The following is a 943-nucleotide window of genomic DNA, read 5'->3' as shown; positions in this document are numbered from 1 at the left end:
GTCTTTGGAGCACTTGCTGCATTTGTTTTGATGGTAATGGGTATCGATGGAGGCTTGGGAGAATTCTGGCATACTTCCATCGAGTTTCACAAATTCCGGACGTTCGATTTCCGGTTTGATTTTACACAGCCGGTATTCTGGGTCGTATTGATTGGCGGAGTGGCTAATTCGCTCATCACCTACACCAGCGATCAGTCTATCGTACAACGTTATATGAGCACAAAAGATGAAAAATCCACTTCCCGCAGCATCTGGCTGAATGGTATCCTAAGTGTTCCGGTCACCATTTTGTTTTTTCTGATAGGAACCGGCCTTTTCGCATTCTATAAAGATAACCCCGCAAGCATGATGGTTACCAATCCCAATATCGATTCGGTATTTCCGCAGTTTATCGTGTCGGAGATGCCGGTAGGGTTTGCCGGACTGCTCATTGCCGCCATTTTTGCCGCAGCCATGTCAACCCTTTCATCCAACATCAACTCCTCTGCCGCCGTGCTCACATCCGATTTCTACCAGACCATTTTCCCGAAAAGTACTTTTTCATCACAACTGAAAATGGCCCGCTGGTCGGGCCTCCTCTGCGGATTACTGGGAATGGGTATGGCATTGATGCTGGCCACCTGGAACATCGCTTCTTTGTGGGACCAGTTCAACACGTTCCTGGGACTTCTCACCAGCGGAATGGGGGCCCTCTTTATCCTGGGAATATTCTTTCCCCGGGTGGGTGCAGGGGCAGCCCTTGTCGGCGTGATCACAGGGCTCTTCCTGCTACTGATCATCAAGGAGCATACTCCCTTGTCGTTTTTGCTGTACGGTTTTATCGGAGTGTCGGTAAGTATCCTGATTGCCTGGCTGTCAAGTTTTTTGTTACCCAACAAAAAGGAGATCAAATAATAGACCTGGAAGGGAATGCAGAAAGAATGACATGCTACCCCTTTTTTAG

Annotated in this window: 1 protein-coding gene; it reads left to right on the top strand. The window is 48.4% G+C overall.

The genetic code is table 11. From position 1 onward, the window contains the following. Window positions 1-894: sodium:solute symporter family transporter (locus B3B27_RS05985; RefSeq protein WP_414703314.1), on the top strand; the 894-nt coding region annotated here is incomplete at its 5' end. Between the last annotated feature and the right edge of the window lie 49 nt (window positions 895-943).

This window comes from Proteiniphilum sp. UBA5463 (assembly GCF_002427225.1).
Lineage (GTDB): Bacteria > Bacteroidota > Bacteroidia > Bacteroidales > Dysgonomonadaceae > Proteiniphilum > Proteiniphilum propionicum.
This window is presented reverse-complemented; position numbering and strand designations above follow the sequence as displayed.